Origin of the sequence: Paenibacillus hunanensis (assembly GCF_014645615.1) — a bacterium.
Classification (GTDB): domain Bacteria; phylum Bacillota; class Bacilli; order Paenibacillales; family Paenibacillaceae; genus Saccharibacillus; species Saccharibacillus hunanensis.
Window position 1 is genome coordinate 1 of the sequence record NZ_BMMB01000045.1, and the last position, 1,143, is coordinate 1,143.

1 protein-coding gene and 2 pseudogenes are annotated in these 1,143 nt (G+C 31.3%); 1 reads left to right on the plus strand and 2 read right to left on the minus strand.

Features of this window, described 5'->3' with window-relative positions:
* Window positions 1–217 (plus strand): hypothetical protein (locus IEX62_RS24280; RefSeq protein ID WP_229686055.1); only part of this gene is annotated, 217 nt, incomplete at its 5' end.
* On the opposite strand, the pseudogene IEX62_RS24285 reads toward IEX62_RS24280, so the two are convergent.
* A pseudogene (locus IEX62_RS24285) lies at window positions 176–499 on the minus strand (hypothetical protein); the annotation flags it as partial. The gene IEX62_RS24280 and the pseudogene IEX62_RS24285 sit on opposite strands and share 42 nt — an antisense overlap.
* 12 nt (window positions 500–511) lie before the next feature.
* Window positions 512–823: pseudogene (locus IEX62_RS24290) on the minus strand (cytochrome b N-terminal domain-containing protein); the annotation flags it as partial.
* Between the last annotated feature and the right edge of the window lie 320 nt (window positions 824–1,143).

Sequence of the window (1,143 nt, forward strand, 5' to 3'; positions counted from 1 at the left end):
CTCCGTTTCCCTCCCCCCCCCCCCTGCAGTACTGCAGGGCGGGGGGACGGCTAAAAAAAAAATTAAGCGAAGCTCGCCTCGAGAAGTGGAAGGGAGGAAGGTAGGAAAGCTCGCCTCAAAAAAAACCAAATTAGCAAAGCTAAAAAAAATTTTTTTTAGCTTTGCTAAAAAAATCTTATTTCAAGTAGTTGAGATCTACAAGAGTATTCTCAATTAAACTAAGCACAGGTACTATAAATATAAAGTAACTGAAATAAAAGATTGTACTAAATTGACCTAATTCAATAAAAGGTGATTCTACATGACAAGCACCTAATTTCATTAAAATTAAGAAATTTACTACAAAAGCTCAGAAAGCGAATTTACTTAAAGGTCTAAATTGTAAACCTTTTGATCTACCTAAATCTGTTATAGGTAATAACATTATAGCTAATATTGCACTAAACATAGCAATAACTCCTAATAATTTATTAGGTATAGATCTTAATATAGCGTAGAAAGGTAATAAATATCATTCTGGCACAATAGCAGGTGGAGTTTGCATAGGGTTGGCCATTATATAATTTTCACTATCACCTAAAACATTGGGCATAAAGAAAACAAATGAACTTAAAACATATATAAAGATAAAAATAGTTATTAAATCTTTAAATAAATAATAAGGAGCAAATGTTATTCTATCGTAATTACCTGAAACACCTAAAGGGTTACTTGACCCTGCTGTATCATGAAGTGCAATCAGATGCATTAATACTAATGCTGCTAAAATAAATGGTAAAACAAAATGTAAAGCAAAGAATCTATTTAAAGTAGCATTGTTTACACTAAAACCTCCTCAAATGACAATATATTACGTATAATATTTAACTTATACTTTACACCCTTAAGGGTATATTTAGACTATATCTTAAACCCACTCATAGAGTGGATTTTGGGGGTATCGTGTTGAGCTTATTGTTGGTATAACTCACTCATTAGTCGTTGAACGTTCTTAATCCATTTTTTATATACCGAATTAAGTTTCGCTACAAATAATCTAATAAAACGGAGGTAATTTATTAAATGTCCTTGTAATTTTCCCCATTTGCCTCTAAAATATAATAAGATTAAACCCTACCTATTTTAAGGAGCCCCATTACATTT